Genomic DNA, 23,479 nt, shown 5'->3' on the forward strand with positions numbered 1-23,479 from the left:
TTTAACCATAACTGGCCGCCAATGTGCCAATGATCAACGCCCAGCCATCGACCAACACAAACAACATAATCTTAAAGGGCAACGAAATAATCAGCGGCGACAGCATCATCATACCCATGGCCATCAGTACACTGGCGACCACAATATCGATCACCAGAAAGGGAATAAAAATGATAAAACCGATCTGGAAAGCCGTTTTAAGCTCCGATGTCACAAACGCCGGCACCAGTATGTTCATGGGCACCTCTTGTGGTGAGGCGATATCACGCCGATCGGCGATCTCCATAAACAGCTCCAGATCCGATTCCCTGGTCTGCGACAGCATAAATTCGTGAAAAGGAACCTGGACCAGATCAAAAGCTTGTCGTGCGGTGACTTCCGCATTGATATAGGGCTGCAGCGCTTCCTGGTTCACCCGGTCAAACACCGGCGCCATAATAAAAAATGTCAGAAACAACGTCAGTCCGATCAGAATCTGATTCGAAGGCGATTGCTGCAAGCCCAGTGCCTGTCTGAGAATGGCGAACACAATAATGATGCGTGTAAACGAGGTCATCATCATCAACAGTGCCGGCAGCAACGACAGCGCCGTCATAATGGCCAGGATTTGCAGGGTTACGGTGTAATCCTGGCTGCCGTCTGGGTTAGTCTGAACCGTGACGGCGGGCAATCCCGGAATGCCCTTAAAGGTCGTCGGGTCAGCACTGCCGCTGGCTGCGGTGGAAGATGACGCGCCACTGGTATCCTGGCCAAATGCCGGAACCATAGATCCCCCGACCATCAGGATCAGCAGTAACAATCCGGTTTTCAGTGAGCTATATCGACTCATGAGCTTTGTCCCTTGCCGCCCATTAACGCCCGAAGCTTATGCGCAAAGTCCGAATCAGCAGCGCCATGGTCAGACTCAATCACCGGTTCAGGAAAGACATGTAACGTATTGATAGAGGTCGCCGTTACACCCACCAGCAATTGCTGGCCAGCCACATCAATCAGCGCCACTCGCTCACGTGTTCCCATCGGCATGGTCGCCAGAACCTTCATATGCTGACTGCCCACCAGGGCTCCTCCACCCACTCGACGCATTAACCAGCCGACGGCAAACACCAAGCCAATCACCACCATCAATGCCAGAAAAACCTGAGTCAGGTAGGCGCCACTGTCGGGTAATGCGGTCTGAGATTGACGGGTTGCAGGGATTTTGAAGGAAGGACCGGTGGGCCCGCCGGTTTGACTAGAGGGAGCGGTCTCAAGACCAGGTTTCTCACGTGCTGGAGCGGCTAACTGTGCATCTTGCGGTGGATGTTCTTCCTGGCTAGCGGCCGTATCCAGATTCCCGCTAATGGAGTTCTGAGCAAACGCCACCCCGCAAACCATCCAAAACAGTATGACCACAAACGAGCGTCGTACATTCAATGGCAATCACCGCAACCGCTTGATACGTTCAGCCGGACTGATCACATCCGTCATCCGAATACCAAATTTTTCATTCACCACCACCACTTCTCCGTGGGCAATCAAGGTGCCATTGACCAACACGTCCAGAGGCTCACCCGCCAGTCGGTCCAGCTCAATAACCGAGCCCTGATTGAGTTGTAGCAGATTGCGGATGGTGATAGAAGTGGAGCCAACTTCCATTGAAATGGTCACTGGAATATCCAGGATCACGTCAAGATCAGGGTTATCCGCTCCACCTCCAATACCTTCGTCCTCAAACTCATTCAAAGCAACAGGTGTGGCCTCCGCTTCCGCCTCGGCCTGTTCGGCAGCCTCAGCTTCGGCCATCGCCGCAGCCCACTCGTCCGCCATGGCGTCCTGATTGACATCACCACCTTCGTCCAACAGATCGTCATCACTCATTTTTTGCTTTCCTCAATTACCGGTGTTTCGGCCAGGGTTGTGCTGTTTTGCAACGCTGTTCGATCAATGATTTCGTTGACTTTCAGCGCCAGATTGCCGTTGGACTGTCCCAGCGAAATCCTGAACATTGGAACACGGTTGGCCGTGACTACCTGAAGCTCGGGCAGCTCAATAGGCACAACATCTCCTGCTTTAAGATCGACAATGTCCCTCAAAGTAATCTCTCTGCGGGCGACTTCGCACTCTAATTCCACCTTCGCTTCCATGACGTCGTTTCGCAGCGCGTGTACCCAGCGGTCATCCCGCTCATCGGTATCGGTTTGCAAACCGGCGTCCAACATCTCGCGAATGGGTTCAATCATCGAATAGGGAATGGTGATATGGAGATCACCGCCACCGCCATCGAGTTCGACGTGGAAAGTACTCACCACCACGACTTCGCTGGGACTGACGATGTTGGCCATTGACGGGTTAACTTCTGAATTAATGAACTCGAATTCAATGGGCATCACGGCTTTCCAGGCTTCTGTCAGATCCACAAACGCCTGTTCGAGTACCATTTGCACCACCCGCAGTTCGGTGGGTGTGAATTCACGACCCTCGATTTTGGCGTGACGCCCATCGCCGCCAAAAAAGTTGTCCACCAGTTTGAACACCAGCTTGGCGTCCAGGATGATTAAGGCGGTTCCACGAAGCGGGCGGAATTTGACCATATTCAGGCTGGTAGGTACGTACAGCGTGTGTACATACTCCCCAAACTTCTGAATCTGCACCCCGCCCAGAGAAACGTCGGCCGAGCGTCTCAGCAAATTGAACATACTTATGCGGGTGTACCGGGCGAAACGTTCGTTGATCATCTCCAGCGTGGGCATTCGCCCGCGCACGATACGATCCTGGCTGGTCAGGTCATATGCTTTGACCGCACCCGGCTCTTCGCTACTCTCCGTATCGACATCGCCGTCGTCGACACCGTGTAAGAGCGCATCAATTTCGTCTTGTGAAAGTAGATCCTGCACGGTTACCGCCCGATTGTCTCAACCACTGGTTTCTGCATCACAGATAGTCTCTGCATCAGAAAGCAGTTATTGCATCACAAAATTGGTAAACAAAACCTGCTCAACACCAGGTTTGCCAATTTCCTGTTCCAGCATACGCTGAACTTCTTCCAGTGCCATCTGACGAAGCAACTCTTTGCCTTCGTCCGTTTGCAGCTCGCCATAGTCCTGCCCGCTGAACAGCATTAACAGACCATGCTGCAGCATTGTGCCATGCTCCTCGATAGCCGCTACCACATCCTCTTCCCGCACCATCAGACTCACCTCCGCCTGCAGGAAGCGTTGCCGGCCGCGAGCACTGAAATTGACGATGATTGTAGGCTTCAGTGGATAGTATATCGCTGGTTTTTTAACCTCTTCTACCGGCGCATCCGGCTCCGCCTCAGCGGTGGCCGCTGGTTCATCGCCTCCCACAAATTTTAACGCCAACAGGGTTCCTCCCACTGACAAGCCGATCAGTACCAGACCGATGACTATCATCATTATCAGCTTTTTCTTGCCGCCGCCCGAATTCCCCGTTTGTTCGTTAGCGTCTTCTGCCATGTCAAAAACCTGTCGCCCCCTGTAAAGTTGATTTGCCAGCAAGACCCATGCCATTGATAAATAAGGCATTCATGGCCTGGCTCGATACTCATTCAGGGAGTGTACAGAATTTTTTGCGCAAAAGTGGCAGAGATTGGGAAAAGGCGTTCGCGATAGATGTGGGTCTGAACGCTGGCGCCTCGCTCAGACAGTCAGGCGCCAGTATGATGAAGGAGAAGCGATGAGATTAGACAAAGTGATCCACCAATCCCTGGGATAATCGTACGTGAGTAGTCACCGGCTCCAGCTCGTCATCCTCCGCCCCCTGGGAATGGCCTCCCCCTTCTCCGGAGGATTGACGCTCCTGAAACCCCTGATCAGAAATGTCCACATCCACCAAATCCAGTCCTTCAGCATCAAACATCTCCCTCAGGCGGAATGCGGTTTGATCCAGGGCTTCCCGAACTACCGAATGCTGGCTGACAAAACTGACGCTGGCCTGCTCCTGATTCAGGGTAACCCGGACTTGTAACTGGCCCAATTCCGGCGGGTCCAGTTGAATTTCCGCAGCGCTGATACGCTGACTGGCCATCACCGCCACCCGTTCCGCAATTGCGGTCTGCCACTGGGGTTGGCCCACCCCTTTTGCCTGTGGAGGCAGTTGAAATACCGCCGCGCCGTTTTGGACACTGGCCGGTGCGGCCTGTTGTCTGGCCGCGGCATTCAAGACTGCCGCCAAACTGGTGCTGCTCTGACTGGAGGCATTGGCCGTATTGGCATCAATGCCCGCTGCCGCCGTGGCAGCTGTCGCCTCTGACCTGATGCTCGGACCTTGAGTCTGACGGTTCAACCATTGCACGGTAGAGGCCGTCATCGCGTCGGGGGCAGCTTGACGGCGAGAATTGGCAAGGTGGGTATCGACTTCAAGGTCGACGGCTGAGTCCGACTGTTGAGGCGATTCCGCCACAGCTTCCATCACCGCACGATTCAACTGACCGTCGGTCGACAGGCGTGAACTGCCTGCAGGAATCACCTTGGCCCGGGGCGCGGCGAGAAGCTCGTCACTGGTCTCAGCTTCACCGTCCGCAGCCAGGTCTGTCAGATTAATCGTTGACTCTTCAGTGCTGATTCCGCTGCCTTGGCTACTACCCGCCCCAAGTGCAGAAGGCGATCTTTGGTTCCCCATCGCAGACGAGGAAGCGTTCACTGTCTCAGACACCCCTGGAGAGCCAGTGACAGCACCCGGGTTTGCAGTGGTCGATAAGGTAGGCACAGGGTCCCCAGGGTAACCTTCAGCCCCGGAATGCCTGATCTGAGCTACGTTTACTCCGTGGGCAGCCAACAAAGACTCAGGACGACGTTCCCAGGTGGTGTCGCCAGCGACATTCTGGTCAGGCAAGGCGCCTTCGGCAGTATCTGGAATATCCTCAAGCCAACTCTCATCGGCGTAGGGCTGTGCCAGCGGGCGGCTATTTTCACGGGTTTGGTCCGCTGCTGCAGGGCCACCAGAGTAAAATGTATCGGGATCCAAGACCGGTGACCCGGGAGCCGCTTCTGTTGCGCCATTGTCTCCCACCGAGATCACCGACGCGTCATCTGCAACTTGTTCCCTAGGAGCGCTACCGCCCAGGACTGACGCTTCGAGTGCAACTTGCTGGCTGGAAAGGTAGGCTGGAGAGTCAACATCAACTTCCGAAAGCGCTTCTTCGCCCTGATTTCGTTGCTGCTGGTTGTTGTCTCCAGACTCAGCTGTGCCGGAGCTCACCAAGGATTCTCCGTCCTGAAGCCGGCCCTCGGCCAGATCCTCGGGGCCGGATGTGGCGCGGGCTGGCGATGGGTCAGCTCTTAGGGATGCGGATGGGTGGTCTGCAGAAGTGGTTTCGCCTGCCGTGGGATCATCTGCACTGGACAACTGTTCTCCAGCCACTGATTCTGAGAGCAGCTCTAAAGGAGCTGACGCTTCTTCAGCCAATGACTCTTCATCGCCTGAGAGATCATCATTGGCCAAAGCTTCATCCGAAGGTGCCTGCTCCTCGACGGAAGTCTCTACATCTGAAGCTGAGGATTCTTCACCGGATGCAGACTCAGTTCCGGTTGAATGCGCTTTTTCAGCTGAAGAATTTTCATCGGCGGAAGCCTCTGCTTCCGGTGCTGGCTCTTGTTCCGCTGAAGGCTCCTGTTCCGCTGAAGGCTCCTGCTCCGCTGAAGGCTGCTGCTCCGCTGAAGACTCGCCACCCGCGCTACCATTGTTGCGGGCCGAACGCTCCTGGTCGCCTGCCGAATCGGCAGTGTCCGACGACTTCTGTTCCGCTGAAGAACGCGGATCGTTCTGTGCGTCCTTCCGCTCATTAGACGGTTCGTTACGAGTCTGCTCAGAATCTGATTTTTCAGAATGGTTTGCTGGTGATACCCGGCGTTCGTCCATAGCAGAACGAAAGCTGTCTTCAAAAGCGGCATCACCGGTTTGGCTTGCTCGGTTGTTCGCACCTGCACCGACATCCAGATTGAGCAGGTTAGAAATGGGCAGCTGGTAGGCGTTCATATCGATCCTCTGGGCACAACACCCGCATAGCGGCAATGTTTATCCGCTTTTGAGTGTAATCCTGCGTTTGGGATCAATACTGCAAAGTCAATGCCAGAACCCAGGGTTCTGAAAAGGACGGTTAGAACTGAGACAAAATATCGCTGACTTGCTGAAATTCAGCGTCAATTTCCTGCAAAATACCTTCAACACCTGATAACTGGTGCTCATTGGCACGATGTTCGACCTGGAAACACAGTTCGGACAACGGCATGGCCCCCAGATTGCTGCTGCTGCCCTTCAGGCTATGAGCAGTGCGTCTCAGGGCCTCATAATCACTAGCGGCCAACTGTTCCCGCAACAGCGGCAACCTCTGTCGGGCGTCGTCCAGAAAAGTGTTGATCAAGTTATTGAAGTCATCTTCCATAACCTCTTTCAACATTGCCAGGGTTTCTGTATCAACCGACTGAGTCATACTGCGACTTTCCTCGTTGCTTGCCAAATAGTTTGCCTGATTCCCATACTAATCGTCGCCATCCCAACGAAATACGACTTCTACCTGATTGCCAGTTCCAATATAGCGCAAGGAGTGACACAGCGTGCGAATCAGCGGTATTCCCCGACCGCTGTAGCCTACCCGCTTGTGGGGGTTGTCGATATTGTTCTGATGATCGAAGCCAGTACCGGAATCGGTGACTTTCAATATGAGTTCTCCGCCATCCCCCAGAACCCGGTGATCCATCGAAAAAGCGACGGTTCCCTCCTCCAGGGTGTCCAGCCGCTGTTGACGCTGCTGATAGTATTCCGCAAACCCTTCCGGCGTGTGCTTGAGTTCGGAGGACAAACCCAGCACCCCGTGTTCCAGGGCATTGGAATAGAGCTCTGCCAGGATGGTGTAGAGGCTGCCGCTGTGAGTTCTCAGCCCCGGTACTTCGACCAGTATGTTGAGTAACAGCGGCAAGGGATCAAACAGCCGGAAGGTAGAGGGCTGCAATTCCAGATCCATTGACCATTCCATCATTCCGCTATGGCGTTGTGGCGAGTAATCTCGCGGTCCACCATCGATTTGCCCGGGTTCTGCCATGGTCAGCTCTATCAGAGACAAATCGTCATCCCGCTCCCCACCCGCAAATTCATGCACACTGTTCACAATGTCGTCAAAGACCTGGCCGGGCACCTTATTGCCGGCGAAGACTTGCTGAAGACGTTCTTCGCCGTACATCTCACCTTTCGGGTTGCGGGTTTCGATGATTCCGTCAGACCACATATATAGGCGGTCTCCCACCTCCATCTCAAAATGCAGACAGTCGTCTTTGAAACTGCTGTCGTCAAGCACACCCAGCGGCAGATGGGTTGAGCGAATGGGTTCTACCTCGCCTGTACCGGACCGGTGCAGGTAACAGTCGGGCAAGCCACCATTCCAGATGCGAATCTTGCCTTTGGAGAAATTCATATCGACGATGGAGGCACAGCAGAATACGCCGATCGGCAGGATCTGTTTAAGCTTCTGGTTGACTTCCCGCAGGATATCCACCATTGAGAATCCTTTCTGCACCATCCCGTAAAACGACGATGCCAGAGGCATGGCGCCAATCGCGGCCGGCAGCCCGTGGCCGGTAAAGTCCCCCAACAACACCATCATACTGCCCGAAGGCCGAATGGCCGCCACAATCACGTCGCCGTTAAAAACGGCAAGCGGTGACAGCAGGTATTTAACGTTACTGGCATCCAGACAACCAGTATGGGCTATGTTGTCAAACACCTGTTTGGCAACCGTTTGCTCTTGCATTAAATGATCGTTATGCGAGGCAATTTGATCGCGCTGAATCTGCACCTCCTGATGCATCTCACGCATGCGATTAAAGGCTTTGATTTTGGCTTGGAGGATAACCCGGTTGTAGGGTTTGGAAAGGAAGTCATCCCCACCTGCCTCCAGGCAGCGCACCAGAGACTCGGTATCGCTCAGGGAAGTGAGAAATATGATCGGCACGAGCTCTTCGCCAGCCAGTTCCTTGATCTGCCTCGCGGCGCCGAAGCCGTCCAGCCTTGGCATGAGGGCATCCAGCAGGACGATATCCGGCTGTTCCCGCTCGTAGGCAGTGACCGCCTCCTGACCATCGCAGACACTGATGACCTCATGCCCCTCCCGGCGAACAATGGCCTCCAGGATCCGGCGATCGGTCTCGGTATCGTCAGCGATCAGTATTTTCAAGGGCTTTGCCTGTTGCGACATCTCCTGGGGCATTGTTCCCGCAGCCAACCACTATTCGATGGTAAACAACTGTTCAAAGTTGGATATGGTCAAAATTTTCTTGACATCAGGACTGCAGTTCACAATTTCAATCTCTGCGGAGTTTCCTCCGGCATGATCTCTCAACAAGAGCAACATACCCAAGGCAGAGCTGTCCAGATACGTCGTTTCGTTCATATCCACCTTGTAACGCGTAGGCTGACTGTCCAAAGTCTCGTAACTGTTCCTGAAATCCTGATGCGCACTGAAATCAAAGCGACCCTGAATCGAAATGACCAGCTCCTTGCCATCATCAGAAACGTGAGATTGAATTCCCATAACCTGCCTCTTATTCCATCTGTTATTGAGCACCAGAATTGTTATCTAATAATAGACTAATCTATGCCTCTGACTACCCCATCCAAGGCAGGACAGCGGCATTTTTTTAAAGCTCTGCACACCTCGAGCTCAAACTGCTCAAGTTTTCACCGGCGAGATCAAAGCTTCAATACCCTGACCCGGCTTTCAAACCCCCAATTCTCTAACTATAGGCGGCCCTGATAATTGTGTCAGCGATTTTACCCAGTGGCAGCACTTTTTCGGCAGCGCCCAGCTGCACAGCTGCTTTCGGCATGCCCCATACCACGCTGGTTGCCTCATCCTGGGCGACGGTCATCGCCCCTTTTTGATGTAATTCCAGCATTGCCTGGGCACCATCGGCACCCATACCTGTAAGCATAACCGCCATAGCGTTGTTGCCGGCGGTTTCCGCCACTGACTGAAACAAGACTTCGACCGAAGGCCGGTGACGATTGACCTTGTCACCTTGCGTCAATTTACAGACATAGCCGTAGGAGGAGCGCTCCAATCGCAAATGTTGATCACCGGGAGCCAGGTAAGCACAGCCGGCTCGCACTGGCTGGTCATCTTTAGCCTCAAACACTTTGATCTCGCAGTTGTCATCCAGACGTTGGGCAAATGAGGTACTGAACGCAGCCGGAATATGCTGCGTAACCATGATCGGTGGCGACTCTTTCGGCAACACCCTCAGTACGTCTTTGATGGCTTCGGTGCCGCCCGTAGAGGCTCCTATCGCGCAGATGAAGTTGGCTTTCAGGCGCGTGCTGGCTGAGGGTTTGACCGGCGCTTGCTCCATCCAGTTGGAATCCCGCCCGGTAAGATTGGCACTGGCGGCTATTTTCACCTTCTCAACGATAACCCGCTGATACTGGCCCATGGCGCCTTCGTCTTGGGGCTTGGGCAGAAAATCCACCGCCCCCAGCTCCAGCGCTTCAAGCGTGGCCGGCGCACCGGCGTGGGTCAGTGTGGAAATCATCACTACGGGCATGGGACGCAACCGCATCAGATTGGACAGGAATGCAATGCCATTCATTTTCGGCATTTCAATGTCCAGCGTCAGTACGTCCGGGTTCAGACGTTTGATCATCTCCCGCGCCTCATAGGGGTCTCGCGCGGCACCAACCACCTTCAACTGCGGGTCGGAGCTGAGAATGTCTGTCAACAACCCCCTTACCAGCGCGGAATCATCGACCACCAACACTTTAATCATCTTGTCGCCCCATCACCACTTCGATGTATTGATATTACTCATGTCTTCGTTACCTTATGACGCTCCTTGCTGCACTCAGAACAATTCCACATCTCCGGACTTGGGTTCAACGGAAATACTGCGACGATACTCTTCTTCGCGCTTTTCAACAGTATCATTATGGCGACTTTTCAGTTTGCGCAGTTTTACCGCACCAGTATCGGAGAAATAAAGAACCTTGCGCGGAAATACCCCCCCGAGATCCTGGGCAGTGACCTCCAGAGATTCCTGACGTAAATAATCAAGCGCAAACTGGATGTTCTTCTCACCGATGTTGGTCATATTGGATAACACCGCGCCACCGCCGAACAACTTGACTTCGAGCTGCTCCCTGCGGCCACCGGCCTTGAGTATGGCATTGATGAGGTACTCCATGGCCCAATTACCATAGCGAGCCGCGGCGCCAACCTGATTGTGATCCCAGCTGCTATGGTCCCCCGACATCGGCAGCATAAAGTGATTCATGCCACCAATACCAATCTTTCGATCACGGACACAGGCCGAAATACACGAGCCCAGTACTGTGGCAATCATCTCTCCCTGGGTGCTGACATAGAACTGGCCCGGCAGTATCTTGGCGGCGGCAACGTTCATGCGCCGATCCCAATAGCGGTTAACATGGGAAAAACCGGAAAGGGGCTTGGGAAGTGTTGGGTGGGTCAAGGAAACATCTCCATCCTGTGACAATTGCAATGTATTGCAGGGGCAGCCGCCGGGTTGATTACAGATAAACCAAGCTAACCCACTTTTTGGTAAATGGTCCTTCCCCGGGATACGAACCGGTTTGTCACCTTATGCAGGCTTTCTGAGTGCCCTATAAAAAGATAGCCTCCTGGGGCCAAAAGGTCTGCATAACGATCAAATAGCGTACGCTGAGTGTCTTTATCGAAATAAATGACAACGTTACGACAAAATATTACATCAAAAGGCCCCCTCATGGGCCAAGACTGCAATAGATTCAATGGCTTAAACGTGATGAGATTCCTCAGACTATCTTTAACCCGAACTTCCTCTCCAACAGAATCACGCAGGAACCAACGTTTTTTGCGATCTTCAACAATACCGTCAATCCTATCGGCGCTGTAGACACCGCGCTTGCCATGTGCCACTACATCGGTATCCAGATCTGTGGCCAGCACCCTGATATCCCAGCTTTCCACCGGCATTTTTTCTCTCAGGCACATGGCGATGGAATAGGGTTCTTCCCCTGTGGAACAACCCGCAGACCAGATCCTGATGCGTCGACTGCCCTGATTATGGCGCAGCAGCTCGGGAAATACGTTTTGCACAAGAAAGTCGAAGTGGTGCTCTTCCCGGAAAAACGAGGTCAGATTGGTGGTGATTGCGTTGATGAAGTCTGTGATTTCATCGGAGCCATCAGCTGAGATGAGATCACAATAATCACGGAAAGATCCCAGCTGGCGGCGCCGTATTCGACGCGCCAGCCGGCTGTAGATCATGTTCTTTTTATGGTCCGTCAGTTTGATGCCGGTCAGCTCGTAAGCCACCTGCTTAATGTGCTCGAAATCCCGCTGGCTCATCGGAAATTCGCGCTCCATGTGAGAGGTGTTGGCGCTCACGTTTTAACCTCGTGTGGTATCGGACTGTCCTGGGTTTTACTCAGAATTCCTCCCACTCGTCGTCACTGCCCGGAGCATGCAATTGCTGAGGAGCAGAAGGTGGAGACAGTCTCGCAGCAGGTGAAGAGCTGACTACATGCAAGGAAGCCCCCTGGGATGGCGCCACCGCATTATTGTCGACGGTGAAGAAATCCATCATGGTTGCCATTCCGCGGGCCTGCTCGGCCATAGCTTCTCCGGCTGCAGAAGCTTGCTCCACCAGAGCCGCATTCTGCTGGGTCATATCATCCATCTGGGAAACCGCGGTATTGACCTGATCAATGCCGGAAGTTTGCTCCTGAGCCGCCTCACTGATCTCCCGCATCATGACGCTGACTCTCTCAACCGCACTGACGATTTCCTTAAGCGTGTCGCCGGAGTCATTCACCAATTGCGTACCGTCACCCACCTTGTTGACACTATCGCGGATCAACTCCTTGATCTCCTTGGCCGCACCAGCAGAGCGCTGTGCCAGGTTCCGCACCTCACCGGCGACTACCGCAAAGCCCCGGCCCTGCTCGCCCGCACGGGCCGCTTCCACCGCAGCGTTTAGCGCCAGCAAGTTGGTCTGGAAGGCAATTTCATCAATGACCCCGATAATATCCGAGATCTTCTTGCTGGAAGCATTGATTTCTTCCATCGCAGATACTGCCCGACTGACGACTTCACCACCCTCTTGGGCCTTTTGTTGGGCTTCGCGGGAAAGGTCGTTGGCCTGCAAGGCATTTTCCGCACTCTGTTTCACCGTAGAGGTCATCTCTTCCATGCTGGAGGCCGTCTCCTCGAGCGACGAGGCCTGTTCTTCGGTGCGTTGGCTCAAATCGGAGTTACCCTGGGCGATTTCGTTCGCCGCAGAGGTGATGGCCACTGAAGAGGAACGGATATTACCGATCACTTCTGTCAATTTGTTGGCTGTTTCGTTGGCGTCATTCTTGAGCTGCCCAAACACGCCCTGGTAGTCCCGGGTGATGCGCTCAGTCAGGTCGCCCTTGGCCATGCTGCCCAACATACGAATCACGTCATTGAGCGCGACTTCAACCGTACCCACCAGATTGTTGAGCCCCTGACTGAGGTTGGCGAAGAAGCCTTCTTTGCCTTCCATGGACAACTGCCTGGTAAAATCACCGGAAGAAGCCGCGTCAACCATGGCATCAATCTCGGCCTCGATAGCTACCTCTGCAGTGCGATCCGCCCATTCCACCACCGTACCAATACGCTTGCCATCAACGATGATCGGATTGGCTATCAGCGCGAAAGTTCTGCCGCCAACCAGGATCTGGCCCCGATGCGTCGAGGCCAGGCGATCCAGCATACCGCGCTGATGGGCCGGGTTGCGGTGAAAAATATCCATATTGGAGCCAATCAACGTGGTGGTGTCAAAGTTGCTCAGCTGTGTGCGAATATCAGATTCTGCGGTACGCATCATGCCCGTGATCGAGTCATTCATGTAGATAATATTGTATTTGTCATCCGCAATCATGACGTTGGCGGTGACATTATCCAGAGCTTGTTTGATACGTTTGTTTTCTGCGGCTATCGCGGCTTCTTCACGCTGCTTTCGTACGTCATCAGTCTTGTCGTACCACTCGACAATCGTTCCAAGGCGTTCACCATCGTCACCAATCCACGGCGAGGCAATAAGCCCGAAGACCAATTCACCCAATTCCAGATCTGTTTTGTAGGCTTGAGTCAGTCGGCTGAGCATTCCCCGCTGGTGGGCCGGATTCTGATGGAAGTCGTCGACGCAGGTACCCACCAGCGTGTCCACAGAGAAATTGGGCAGATGCTGGCGCAACTCCGTCTGTCTGTGACGCAGCATTTTTTCCACCTGATCATTCATATAAACAATGGTCAGATCATTGTCCGCCAACATCACATTGGCTTGCGCCACCTTGAGGGCATTAGCAATATTGGCATTTTTGCGACTGATTTCCGCCTGGCGTTTTTGCTCGGTAACGTCCGAAGCAAACTTCACCACCTTGACAATTTTCCCATGCTTGTCGAACACGGGGTTATAGGAGGCCTGAATCCATACGTCACGCCCGTCCTTGGCGACCCGTCGATATTCCCCGGTTTCAAATTCCCCCCGATTTAGCCGCTGCCAGAACTGCTGGTATTCGAGACTGTTTTTGTACTCCGTATCGACAAACATACTGTGGTGCTGCCCCTGGATTTCACCCAGCGTGTAGCCCAACACGGACAGAAAATTGTTGTTCGCCGTAATGATGGTCCCGTCCAGCCGGAACTCGATCACCGCCTGCACTTTATCCAGTGCAGCCATTTTCGCTCTCAACTCATCCAACTCTTCCGTGTTGGACATTCCCAATAATTCCAGCATCTTGTTCATCGTATACTTACTCCAGCCCGCAGGCATTATTCGAGGGCCCTAAACCACCGCCCATGACCACTCTTTCAGTCCCTTACTGCGTTGCAGCGAGTTTAGCCGAGACCTCCGCCAGATCCGGAAGTTCGTCCATGTTTAACAGTTTGTCGATCTCCAACAGAATCACCATCTTGTCATCAACATTTACCAGTCCCCTGATATAGTCGGTGCTGACAGAATCACCCAGATCCGGTGCCGCTTTCATATCGTCCATTGCCAGATTGTAGACATCGGACACGGCATCAACCACGATGCCCATTATGCGGCTGCCGGAACCTCCCACCACTTTCAGCACTATCACCACTGTCACCGGTGTGTACTCGATTGCCTCCAGGCCAAAGCATTGGCGCAAATCGACAATCGGTACAATGGTACCCCGGAGGTTGATCACACCCTTGATATTCGGTGGTGCATTGGGAATGGGGGTCGCTGATTCCCACCCGCGAATCTCCTGAACACAGAGAATGTCAACTCCGTACTCCTCCCCGGCCATGATAAAGGTAAGAAACTGATCGCCGTCATTACTATTGGCGACGCCATTATCCAAGGCGTGTTTTTCGCTGCCGTCCTGTGTTGTGGTATTGACCATTTGCATCCAATCAACCTCGATTATGCGTATTGATTCAATTCTTGGTGCGAGCTGGCAAGCGAGGACACTCTCGAGCGCAGCTGATGATTGATGCCCGCCAGTTTAACCAAACCGGGAATATCCAGAATCAGGGCAACGGTACCATCACCGAGAATGGTCGCGCCCGAAATACCTTCAACCCGCTGATAATTCTGCTCCAGGCTTTTGATCACCACTTGCTGCTGTGCAAGCAATTCGTCCACCACGATGCCCACCTTTTCTCCATCGCATTCCACAACAACCAGCAGGGATTCATCCAGATCATGGAATTCCGGTTCGACACAAAAAATATCAAATAAGCGAATAATGGGGACGTATTCGTCGCGCAATTGAAACACATCACACCCTCCCGCCACTTGATTAATCATCTTTTGTTCGCTCTGCAATGACTCCACTATGGAAACCAGCGGAAAGATGTAGGTTTCCTTGCCAACGCGAACCAGCTGGCCATCGAGAATGGCCAGTGTCAGGGGCAAGCGAATGGTAATGCGTGATCCGGTTCCTTCAGTGGAGTTGATTTCCACGCTGCCATTGAGTTCCTGGATATTTCGGCGGACCACATCCATGCCGACTCCACGGCCGGAGACGTCACTCACTTCTTGAGCGGTGGAAAATCCCGGCTGGAAAATCAGATCGTGTACTTGCTCATTGCTGAGCTGACTGGCATCTTTAGACGACAACATACCGTTGTCGATGGCTTTTTGCAGAATGCGCTCTCGATTCAGTCCCTTGCCATCATCGGTGATTTCTATAACAACATTGCCGCCCTGATGGTAGGCATTGAGAGTAATAGTACCGGATTCCGTCTTTCCTGATTGAAGACGTTCCTCTGGGGTTTCAATACCATGATCAATGGCATTGCGAACCAGATGTACCAGTGGGTCACCGATTTTTTCCATCACCGTTTTGTCGAGTTCAGTCTGCTCGCCGAGCATCTTCAGCTCAATTTTTTTGTTGAGCCGTCGACTCAAGTCGCGAACCATGCGCGGAAAGCGGCTGAAGGTAAAACTGATGGGCAGCATCCGAATACGCATGACGCTTTCCTGCAGCTCACGGGTATTCTGTTCCAGTTGACTCAGACCTTCGAGTAATTTGGGCAGGTCGTCGATTTCGAACTCGTTGCCCAATTGGCCCAACATGGACTGGGTGATCACCAGCTCGCCCACCATATTGATAAGTGTATCGACTTTATCAATACCCACACGGATTGAGGTCGATTCGGTTTTGGCGGGGCCTGCGGCGGCTGGAGTGGTTTCCGCAGCGCGAGCGGCGGGTATGGTTGCTGCTGCGGATGGCGTTTGTGCGGCGGTTTCCTCTTGCGGTTCAACACTCGGGGTAGCAACAACGGCAGCGGCCTCAGCCGCCTGCGCAACAATCACGGCGGATGAGTCGGCTGATGGCGCCTCAGACACGTCCGCGTCTTCACGATCAGCGACATCGGTGGCGCCTGCGTTTTGCTCAATCACCAAATCGGAGTCATCCACCACCCACTCAAAGGCTTCGTCGATGGCTTCACGCTCAACATCAGCGGGTAATTGCAATCGCCAACCAAGATAACTCGACTCAGGGTTAATGGTGCTCCAGTCCGGCATCCGAGTGACATCTGCCTCCACCTGAAGTGTACCCAGATCCGCCAATTCCCGAAAAATTCGCAAGGGTTCATTACCGGTGCGTAGAATATCCTCGCCGGGTCGGAAATTGATTTTCCATCCCGCCCCTGCAGAGGAACTGGATTCTTCTGCCGCCGATGAAGACTGCTCACAGGCCAAACGAATATCCAGTTCCGATTCGTCGGCGACCCATTCGAACACCTCGACAATGGAGTCGCGGTCGATACGGTCGCGAAAGATGATCTCAAAGCCCAGGAAACAGCCTTCGGGTTCCAACCCGGAAAAAGAAGGCAGCCGATCGAGCAGCGGCGTCACAGAGATGCGTCCCAACTCTGCGAGCTCCCGCAGCATTCGCAGTGGCTCATTACCGGTGCGCAGCACATCACGCCCCGGTCGGAAAATGATACGCCAGGGACCATCGGTTTGAGGGGCATCAGGTTGTGCGGTTGCCGCTTCCATCAAAGCCTCTGCATCGGTAACCGGAGGCTCGCCCGTTTGAGTAGCTGCGGGGTCAGAGGCGAGAATTTCTTCAAACTCCGCCTGCAATTGATTGGGACCGGCTTTATCCGGCTCCTGGCCCTGCTGCAGCGCGTGCAGCAAATCACGCAGGCAATCCACAGACTGCAGGAACAGATCAATGTCTTCCTGGCGAATCGAACGGGTACCGGAACGAATTTCGTCCAGCAGGGTTTCAAGCACGTGGGTAAATTCCGCCACGATAGAAAACCCGAAAGTTGCGCTTCCCCCTTTAATGGAGTGCGCAGCCCTGAAAATGGTATTGATCGTTTCAGTGTCGACGGCGGCCGGGTCTAACTCCATCAACGCCGATTCCATGGCATCAAGCCCTTCGAAGCTTTCCTCAAAGAAGACTTGATGGAACTGCGACAGGTCGACACTCATGGCGATTACAACACCTTCTTGATTGTGGCCAATAATTGATCAGGATTGAAAGGTTTAACAATCCAGCCAGTCGCACCTGCAGATTTGCCCTGCATTTTTTTGTCCATGCTCGATTCCGTGGTCAGCATCAAAATCGGAGTGAATTTATAGCTGGGCAACTTGCGCAATTCGGCAATCAGTGCAATGCCGTCCATATTGGGCATATTGACGTCAGAGATGACCAGATCCACCGCTCCCTTACGGGCAATGCCAAGCGCTTCAACACCATCTGACGCTTCAACCACGTCATGGCCAGCGCCCTTGAGTGTAAAAGAAACCATCTGCCGCATAGACGCGGAATCATCGACGGCTAAAATCTTTGCCATAGTTACTTCTCCGGTGACTAAAGAGGGGAATATTAGAAGGAATCCAAAGCCAGATGAGACTTCAGGCCGAGCTGTTCACTGGCATCGAGCAATGCGGTCGACGCACCGCTCCAGCTGACGCTGGCACTGCTTTTCTGCAACGTCTGGATAAACACGTAGATGAGTTGCAAACCCGCAGTATCCGCACGCTGAACATCGGCGCCATTGAGAATCACATCCTCAGTGCCATTGGTCAGGGGTTCCAAGTCGTGATGAAGACTTTCCGCGTTGGCAATGGTCAAATTGTCGGGCAAATCCACAGTTTTAACTGCAGTCACTTAGTAGCTCCTTCGTTCTTTCCCTGTGTCGTTCTGTTTCGCTAGCTATCGGTCATTCCCTTTGGAACTTTACAGTCTGATCCCGATATTTAGTCTAGACGATATTTTGACTTTCGCGTTACACAGTGAAAATCTTCACATTAGAAGGATTTTAACGCCAAAAAAGGCGTTTGGCTGCGGAAAATTGGCGATCAAGATAAATCTCGGGCACTTGAAATCACCTCTGCACATCAATACGGCGAATTGAGTGGATGTCAGACAAGATTCTCGGATTTACAAAAAAGAAAATCCGCGCTCTGTATAGGGGTAAAGAATGTAAGGATTAAGTGCCCATTGCCGTTATTGGCGCGTCAACCGGGCTAAGCCTGACAGCTCATCCAATTCCTTCTGTAACTGCTTTTCCAGTAATTGGTTTTCACCCTGTTTCAAGCGCTCAATAAGCTGCTCAATACTTTGGCGGCGCCGATAACACAATTGCCAGTTTTTCAGGGCCTGCTCTTCCGCCTGTTTCAATTGCTGGAGCTGCTGTTGCTGGCTCTGCTGCACATCCATCAACTGTTGCAGAAAACGGCGGTCATTGATGATCGACTCGGCATGCAAACCGCTGCGCGGTTGATTGAGCCGTTGAACATACTCCTGTTGGTAAGCCGTAATCTGTTGCAGCTGCTGTTCACCCTGCTCCACCTGCTGGCGACTGTGGCGCAGTCCGTCGGCAGCATTCTGTTCAGCCCGTTCGACCAATTGCAACACCACCACCATGCGGCGCGAACGTTTAACAGCCACTTTGTCTCATCCTAGCCTCCAGGAGGTGGCTGTGGGGCAGGCGCCGCGTTTGCCGTAACCATCAGCGCCAGCAACTGCTCAAGGCTCTGCTGGAAGGGTACAGGCTCGGTCAGCCCCTGCTGAATAAACTGCTTCAGATGCGGCATGCGTTCAATGGCGAGATCAACCTGTGGATCACTGCCGGCCCGGTAGGCCCCAATATTAATCAGGTCGCGGTTGTCCTGGTAGAGCGATTGCAGCTGCTTGAACTTTTGCATCATTTGCAGGTGCTCCGGTTCGACGATATTGGGCATAGCCCTGGAGATAGAAGCCTCAATGTCGATGGCGGGATAGGTTCCCTCCTCCGCCAGGCGCCGGGACAGGACCACGTGCCCATCCAGAATGGCCCGTGCCGCATCGGCAATGGGATCTTGCAGATCGTCGCCTTCCGTCAGAACCGTATAAAAAGCTGTAATCGAGCCCTGCCCTTCGGCAGCATTACCGGCGCGTTCCACCAGTTGTGGAATCTTGGCAAATACCGACGGCGGATAACCTTTGGTTGCAGGAGGTTCGCCAATGGCGAGAGAGATTTCACGCTGAGCCTGAGCGTAGCGGGTCAGAGAATCCATCAGTAGTAACACATTCTTGCCCTGGTCCCGATAGTATTCCGCCACCCGGGTACAGAGCTGGGAAGCCCGCAAGCGCATCAACGGAGCGTCATCCGCGGGAGAGGCCACGACGACAGCACGGCGCAGCCCTTCTTCCCCAAGGATGTGATCAATAAATTCTTTTACCTCGCGTCCTCGCTCACCGACGAGTCCCACCACCACCACATCCGCGGTGGTGAATCGGGTCATCATCCCCAGCAACATACTCTTGCCCACACCGCTGCCCGCAAACAGCCCCAGGCGTTGACCTCGACCTACGGTCAACAGCGCATTAATCGCGCGGATACCGACATCCATGGGTTCGCTGATGGGATGACGATGCAGCGGATTGATCGTATGGGGCGCAAAGTCCAGAAAGTCGTCACCATTCCAATGGGGTTTACCGTCCAAAGGCTGGCCGAGCCCGTTAATGACGCGGCCCAGCAGGCCAGGGCCGATTCTCACACCGTTGTGAGCCCCCAATGGGCGCACAATCGCCCCTGGTTGCACGCCTTCGATATGTTGAATAGGCATCAGGTAGATTTTTTCCTGGCTGAAGCCCACTACCTCCGCCTCAACCCGGCGGCCATCGGCGGTGAGCACCTCACACTGATGGCCGACAGAGACATTCAGCCCTACCGCTTCGAGGGTCATTCCCACCAGTCGGGTCAGGCGCCCCTCCGCCTGGGGTTCAAAGTCAAACTGTCGCTCCGGGCTGTATCCCTGGAGCCGCTTTAATAACGTCACGGTTCTGACTCAGAGGATTCATTGGACTGGGCAGGAGGCGATTTTTGGGGTGCTTGCGTTTTATCAACCGGCGCCGCCGGCTCCTCCTCAGCCAAAGCCTGCTGTTCCTCTGTGGCCTCTCGTTGAGACGAAGAAGTTTCGGCCTTTGACGGCATTTCCGGTAGCGGTTCCAGCGTCACATCGCCAGTTTCCGATATCAGCTGCCGATCAAGAAATTGCTCCAACATGGCGTCGATACGGGACTCCACAGAGAAATCCACTAAACTGTTATCGGTTTCAATCCGGCATCCGCCAGGCGACAGCTGGGCATCACCTCGAAACCCCCAGTCTTTCTGGGTTTCTTCAGCATAGGCCTCAACCAACGCCAGATCGTCCGGGTTTAAGATCACTTTCAGGTGTTTGGAGCCGGAGGGTAAAGCCGCAACGGCACGCTGCACCACAGACAGGATATGAGCGGAATCCATCTGCAGCTCCCGTTCCACCAGCTGTCGAGTCAAACGTGTCACGTAACTGAGTAACAGATGCTCCAGCTGCTGTTCCTGATCACCAATTGGGGCCATCAACGCCTCGGCAATTTGCAATAGCCGCCCTACCTGGTCATCAAGTACCTTGGCACTTTCCTGCTGTGCCTGCTGCAGGCCCTGCTCGTATCCCTGCTTATGACCTTCGGCCTGGCCCTGCGCCAGGCCTTCGGCGTGTCCTTTGTCGAAGCCCTCTTTCTCAGCCGCATCCGTCAACGCCTGCAATTCATCGGCGGTCATGGGCGCATAGCTGACCTCTTCACCACTGACGTCTTCGATCACCTCGCCTTGATGGCGTTCGCGATCCGCCGCCTCCTTTTCAGCCGACGGAATCACCTTGCCACTGACGTCAGGCAGCAGCCACGGGTTGCAGTCCTGCAGATCTTCCGAGGCTATGCGGTTGGGGTTGTTGCCGCTCATAGAATGGTCTTATTACATCATTTGCTCGCCACCGCCGCCCAACACAATTTCGCCGGCATCGGCCATGCGGCGGGCAATGGTGAGAATTTCCTTCTGGGCACCTTCCACCTCGGAGACCTTGACGGGCCCTTTGGCTTCCAGATCGTCGCGCAAGAGTTCGGCAGCACGTTTGGACATGTTCTTGAAAATTTTCTCCTGCAGCACTTCGTCGGCACCTTTGAGGGCGATAATAAGCACTTCGGAAGACACCTCGCGCAGCAGCGCCTGTATTCCCCGGTCGTCCACTTCTTTGAGGTTGTCGAACACAAACATCAGATCCTGGATCTGATTGCCCATTTCTTCGTCCACTTCCTTGATGGATTCCATCAAGTCGGCTTCCGCAGAACTGTCCAGATTGTTCATGATCTCCGCCGCTACCTTGTATCCACCCATGTCCTTGGTCTGGGAGGCCGCATTGCCAGAGAATTGACGCTCAAGAATATCATTGAGCTCCTGCAGAGCACCCGGCTGTACAGTATCCAGCGCGGCGACACGCATCATAATGTCCAGGCGCACCTTCTCGGTGAAAAAATTAAGGATTTCGGCAGACTGGTCCGGATCGAGATAAGCGATCACAATGGCCTGAATCTGCGGGTGCTCATTGCGGATGATGTCAGCCACCGAACGGGCCTCCATCCACTTCAGGGTGTCCAGGCCGGTGGTGTTTCCGCCCAGCAGGATGCGGTCGATCAGGCCATTGGCCTTGTCCTCACCCAGCGCCGTCACCAGCATATTACGAATATAGCTGTCTGACCCCATGCCCAGGCCGGTCAGGGTTCTGACCTCATCCAGGAACTCCCCCAGTACAGCCTCGACGGTGCCCTGCTCCACATTGGCGAGCTGTGACATGGCAGTCCCCAGACGCTGAACCTCCTTGGGGCCCATATGCTTGAGGATCTCCGCCGCATCCGCCTCGCCCATACTCATCAGCAGGATGGCGGCCTGATCCAGTTTGGGCATATTTAAGGCGACGCGTTTTTCACCCTGCTCCGCCGGTGGATTGGTGACATCATTCATCTTCGTTGACCCAGCGCTTGATCACCTGTGCCACCCTTCCGGGGTCTTCCGCAATCAGGCCCTTCACTGCATTTAACTGTTGTTCATAACTCTCTTCGGGACTGGGCAGTGCCAGCGCCTCACCGCCGGTCAGGGTTACCGTTTCGTCAGATAACCCCTCAAAACTGTCCAAACCGGAGGACTCCAGTGCCGCCAGCTCCCGGGCCCGCTCCTCTTCCCGCTGTTTGACCCCGGTGGTGGTCAGACTTTTGAGGACCGGCCGCAACAAGCCAGTCACCAAAACCAACAGGATAATCAAACCCGCGGCCTGCTTGGCCAGGGACAAAAACCAGGGCTGCTGGTAGAACGGCGCCTCGCCGATCAGCATCTCATCCTTGCGATCAATAAACGGCGAGTTCAAGACGTTCACACTGTCACCGCGCACCGCCGAGTAGCCCACCGCATCGCGTACCAGTACCGCCAGCCGCTCCAGCTCATTGTCGCTCCAAGGCTGGCGCGACTCAACTCCCGAATCCGAATCCAGACCAATGCGGTCATCCACCACCACCGCGACGGTGAGCCGGCGCAGCTTACCCATCTGGTGTTTGGTATAGCTGACGGTGCGATCCAGCTCGAAATTGCGGGTAGATTGCTTGCGACTGTTCTGAGAGCCCCGTGGTCCGCCGGCACCATCTTCCGCGCCCGCCCTTTCCGGTGCCTGCGCCGCGCCTGGGGGCTGATTGGTCAGCGCTCCAGGAATACCTGCCACAGCCTCACCGACACGGGCCTCCTCCAGGGTTTGCTCACTGCGAACAGCGGGCAAATCGGGGTTAAAGATTTCCTCAGCCTGCTCCACCTCGGTGAAATCCACATCCGCGCTGACTTCGGCCTTGTAACTGCCTGAACCCACTATGGGCTCCAGAATACTGTTGATGCGTTGAATAAAGTCGTTTTCCAGCTTGCGGGTGTACTCCCGCTGGCGGCCGGCCATCAGCAGCTCTTCGCTTTCCTCCCCGGTCGACAGCAAATTGCCCTTTTGGTCCACCACCGTCACATTGTCCAGAGTCAGCTCTGGAATGCTGGACGCCACCAGATTGGCAATAGCCTTAACCTGTGCCGGTTTCATACCACGGCCCGGAAACAGCTCCACAAACACCGAAGCACTGGGACGACGGGGATCACGGACAAACACCGAGCGTTTGGGAATGGCCAGATGTACCCGCGCACTGCGCACACTGTTAATACTGGTAACCGTTCGGGCCAACTCGCCTTCCAGACTGCGTCGGTAACGGGCGCTTTCCATAAACTGGCTGGTGCCCAGTGGTTGCTCCTGATCCAACAACTCAAAACCGACTGAGCGATCCCCGGGCAATCCAGCTTCCGCCAGCTTAAGACGGGCTTTGTGCACATGTTCGGATGCCACCAGCAACGCCCCGGTGTTGGCATCCATTTTGAATTCGATGTCGTTGGTTTCCAGTATCTGCGTCACCTCGGCGGAATCGAGACGGTCAAGACTGCCATAGAGAGGACGGTAGTCCTTGCCCTGAGTCCAGAGCACCACCGCAAAACCGATGGCAACACTGGCTGCCAACCCCACCATCAGACCCGCCTGACGAATCAGGTTGAGACTGTTAAAACCTTCAATAAGATCAGATGCCGGATTATCCCGGCCCGGTGCCGGCAAGTCTGTGTCTGCTGTCGCCATTGGGATTCTCTAACTCCGCAATCCTT

At 54.2% G+C, this 23,479-nt stretch carries 22 protein-coding genes; all 22 read right to left on the bottom strand.

Features of this window, described 5'->3' with window-relative positions:
• Position 1: 1 nt before the first annotated feature.
• The 22 genes from fliP to fliF all read right to left on the bottom strand — a co-directional run bounded on the left by fliP (position 2) and on the right by fliF (position 23,453).
• The gene (gene fliP / locus HBA55_RS26550) at positions 2-829 is read right to left on the bottom strand and encodes a flagellar type III secretion system pore protein FliP (RefSeq protein WP_240946311.1); all 828 of its coding nucleotides are present in this window, start codon (positions 827-829) and stop codon (positions 2-4) included.
• A complete protein-coding gene (gene fliO, locus HBA55_RS26555) occupies positions 826-1,413 on the bottom strand; it encodes a flagellar biosynthetic protein FliO (RefSeq protein WP_166997715.1) in 588 nt (195 codons plus the stop codon). The genes fliP and fliO overlap by 4 nt, the downstream gene beginning before the upstream one ends.
• 6 nt (positions 1,414-1,419) lie before the next feature.
• Entirely contained in the window at positions 1,420-1,857 is a 438-nt protein-coding gene (fliN, locus tag HBA55_RS26560; RefSeq protein WP_166997717.1) for a flagellar motor switch protein FliN, read from the bottom strand.
• The gene (gene fliM, locus HBA55_RS26565) at positions 1,854-2,873 is read right to left on the bottom strand and encodes a flagellar motor switch protein FliM (protein WP_166997719.1); all 1,020 of its coding nucleotides are present in this window, start codon (positions 2,871-2,873) and stop codon (positions 1,854-1,856) included. Before fliM ends, fliN begins: the two co-directional genes overlap by 4 nt.
• Before the next feature lie 66 nt (positions 2,874-2,939).
• Complete coding sequence (locus tag HBA55_RS26570; protein WP_166997721.1) at positions 2,940-3,455, bottom strand: flagellar basal body-associated FliL family protein; 516 nt, start codon at positions 3,453-3,455, stop codon at positions 2,940-2,942.
• A gap of 226 nt (positions 3,456-3,681) precedes the next feature.
• Entirely contained in the window at positions 3,682-5,976 is a 2,295-nt protein-coding gene (locus HBA55_RS26575) for a flagellar hook-length control protein FliK (protein ID WP_166997723.1), read from the bottom strand.
• 121 nt (positions 5,977-6,097) lie between these two features.
• Positions 6,098-6,430, bottom strand: a complete 333-nt coding sequence (locus tag HBA55_RS26580; protein WP_166997725.1) for an Hpt domain-containing protein — start codon at positions 6,428-6,430, stop codon at positions 6,098-6,100.
• A 48-nt stretch (positions 6,431-6,478) separates the two neighbouring features.
• Positions 6,479-8,167 carry an ATP-binding SpoIIE family protein phosphatase gene (locus HBA55_RS26585; protein WP_240946312.1) on the bottom strand — a complete coding sequence of 563 codons (1,689 nt, stop codon included), beginning with the start codon at positions 8,165-8,167 and terminating at the stop codon, positions 6,479-6,481.
• A gap of 51 nt (positions 8,168-8,218) precedes the next feature.
• Positions 8,219-8,524: an STAS domain-containing protein gene (locus HBA55_RS26590; RefSeq protein ID WP_166997727.1), complete on the bottom strand. Its 306-nt coding sequence runs from the start codon at positions 8,522-8,524 to the stop codon at positions 8,219-8,221.
• Positions 8,525-8,726: 202 nt separating this feature from the next.
• On the bottom strand, positions 8,727-9,755 hold the full coding sequence (locus tag HBA55_RS26595; RefSeq protein ID WP_166997729.1) for a protein-glutamate methylesterase/protein-glutamine glutaminase: 1,029 nt from the start codon (positions 9,753-9,755) through the stop codon (positions 8,727-8,729).
• Between the two features lie 75 nt (positions 9,756-9,830).
• A complete protein-coding gene (gene cheD, locus HBA55_RS26600; RefSeq protein WP_240946313.1) occupies positions 9,831-10,457 on the bottom strand; it encodes a chemoreceptor glutamine deamidase CheD in 627 nt (208 codons plus the stop codon).
• 74 nt (positions 10,458-10,531) lie between these two features.
• Positions 10,532-11,374, bottom strand: coding sequence for a CheR family methyltransferase (locus HBA55_RS26605; protein WP_338109465.1), 843 nt, complete (start codon positions 11,372-11,374; stop codon positions 10,532-10,534).
• Positions 11,375-11,414: 40 nt separating this feature from the next.
• Positions 11,415-13,760, bottom strand: a complete 2,346-nt coding sequence (locus HBA55_RS37910) for a methyl-accepting chemotaxis protein (RefSeq protein WP_166997731.1) — start codon at positions 13,758-13,760, stop codon at positions 11,415-11,417.
• A gap of 73 nt (positions 13,761-13,833) precedes the next feature.
• Positions 13,834-14,391 (bottom strand): chemotaxis protein CheW, encoded by a 558-nt coding sequence (locus tag HBA55_RS26615; protein ID WP_206019989.1) that lies wholly within the window; start codon positions 14,389-14,391, stop codon positions 13,834-13,836.
• A 14-nt stretch (positions 14,392-14,405) separates the two neighbouring features.
• Positions 14,406-16,934, bottom strand: coding sequence for a chemotaxis protein CheA (locus HBA55_RS26620; protein WP_166997733.1), 2,529 nt, complete (start codon positions 16,932-16,934; stop codon positions 14,406-14,408).
• 5 nt (positions 16,935-16,939) lie between these two features.
• Entirely contained in the window at positions 16,940-17,299 is a 360-nt protein-coding gene (locus tag HBA55_RS26625) for a response regulator (protein WP_166997735.1), read from the bottom strand.
• 32 nt (positions 17,300-17,331) lie between these two features.
• The gene (locus HBA55_RS26630) at positions 17,332-17,616 is read right to left on the bottom strand and encodes an STAS domain-containing protein (RefSeq protein ID WP_166997737.1); all 285 of its coding nucleotides are present in this window, start codon (positions 17,614-17,616) and stop codon (positions 17,332-17,334) included.
• Positions 17,617-17,955: 339 nt separating this feature from the next.
• Complete coding sequence (gene fliJ / locus HBA55_RS26635) at positions 17,956-18,399, bottom strand: flagellar export protein FliJ (RefSeq protein ID WP_166997739.1); 444 nt, start codon at positions 18,397-18,399, stop codon at positions 17,956-17,958.
• Between the two features lie 11 nt (positions 18,400-18,410).
• Positions 18,411-19,772 carry a flagellar protein export ATPase FliI gene (gene fliI / locus HBA55_RS26640; RefSeq protein WP_166997741.1) on the bottom strand — a complete coding sequence of 454 codons (1,362 nt, stop codon included), beginning with the start codon at positions 19,770-19,772 and terminating at the stop codon, positions 18,411-18,413.
• Complete coding sequence (locus HBA55_RS26645) at positions 19,769-20,713, bottom strand: flagellar assembly protein FliH (RefSeq protein ID WP_166997743.1); 945 nt, start codon at positions 20,711-20,713, stop codon at positions 19,769-19,771. Before HBA55_RS26645 ends, fliI begins: the two co-directional genes overlap by 4 nt.
• Positions 20,714-20,725: 12 nt before the next feature.
• A complete protein-coding gene (gene fliG, locus HBA55_RS26650; protein WP_240946319.1) occupies positions 20,726-21,712 on the bottom strand; it encodes a flagellar motor switch protein FliG in 987 nt (328 codons plus the stop codon).
• A 49-nt stretch (positions 21,713-21,761) separates the two neighbouring features.
• A complete protein-coding gene (gene fliF / locus HBA55_RS26655) occupies positions 21,762-23,453 on the bottom strand; it encodes a flagellar basal-body MS-ring/collar protein FliF (protein ID WP_166997748.1) in 1,692 nt (563 codons plus the stop codon).
• Positions 23,454-23,479 lie beyond the last annotated feature (26 nt).

Source organism: Pseudomaricurvus alkylphenolicus, assembly GCF_011683955.1.
In the GTDB taxonomy this organism is placed as follows: Bacteria; Pseudomonadota; Gammaproteobacteria; order Pseudomonadales; family Cellvibrionaceae; genus Pseudomaricurvus; species Pseudomaricurvus alkylphenolicus.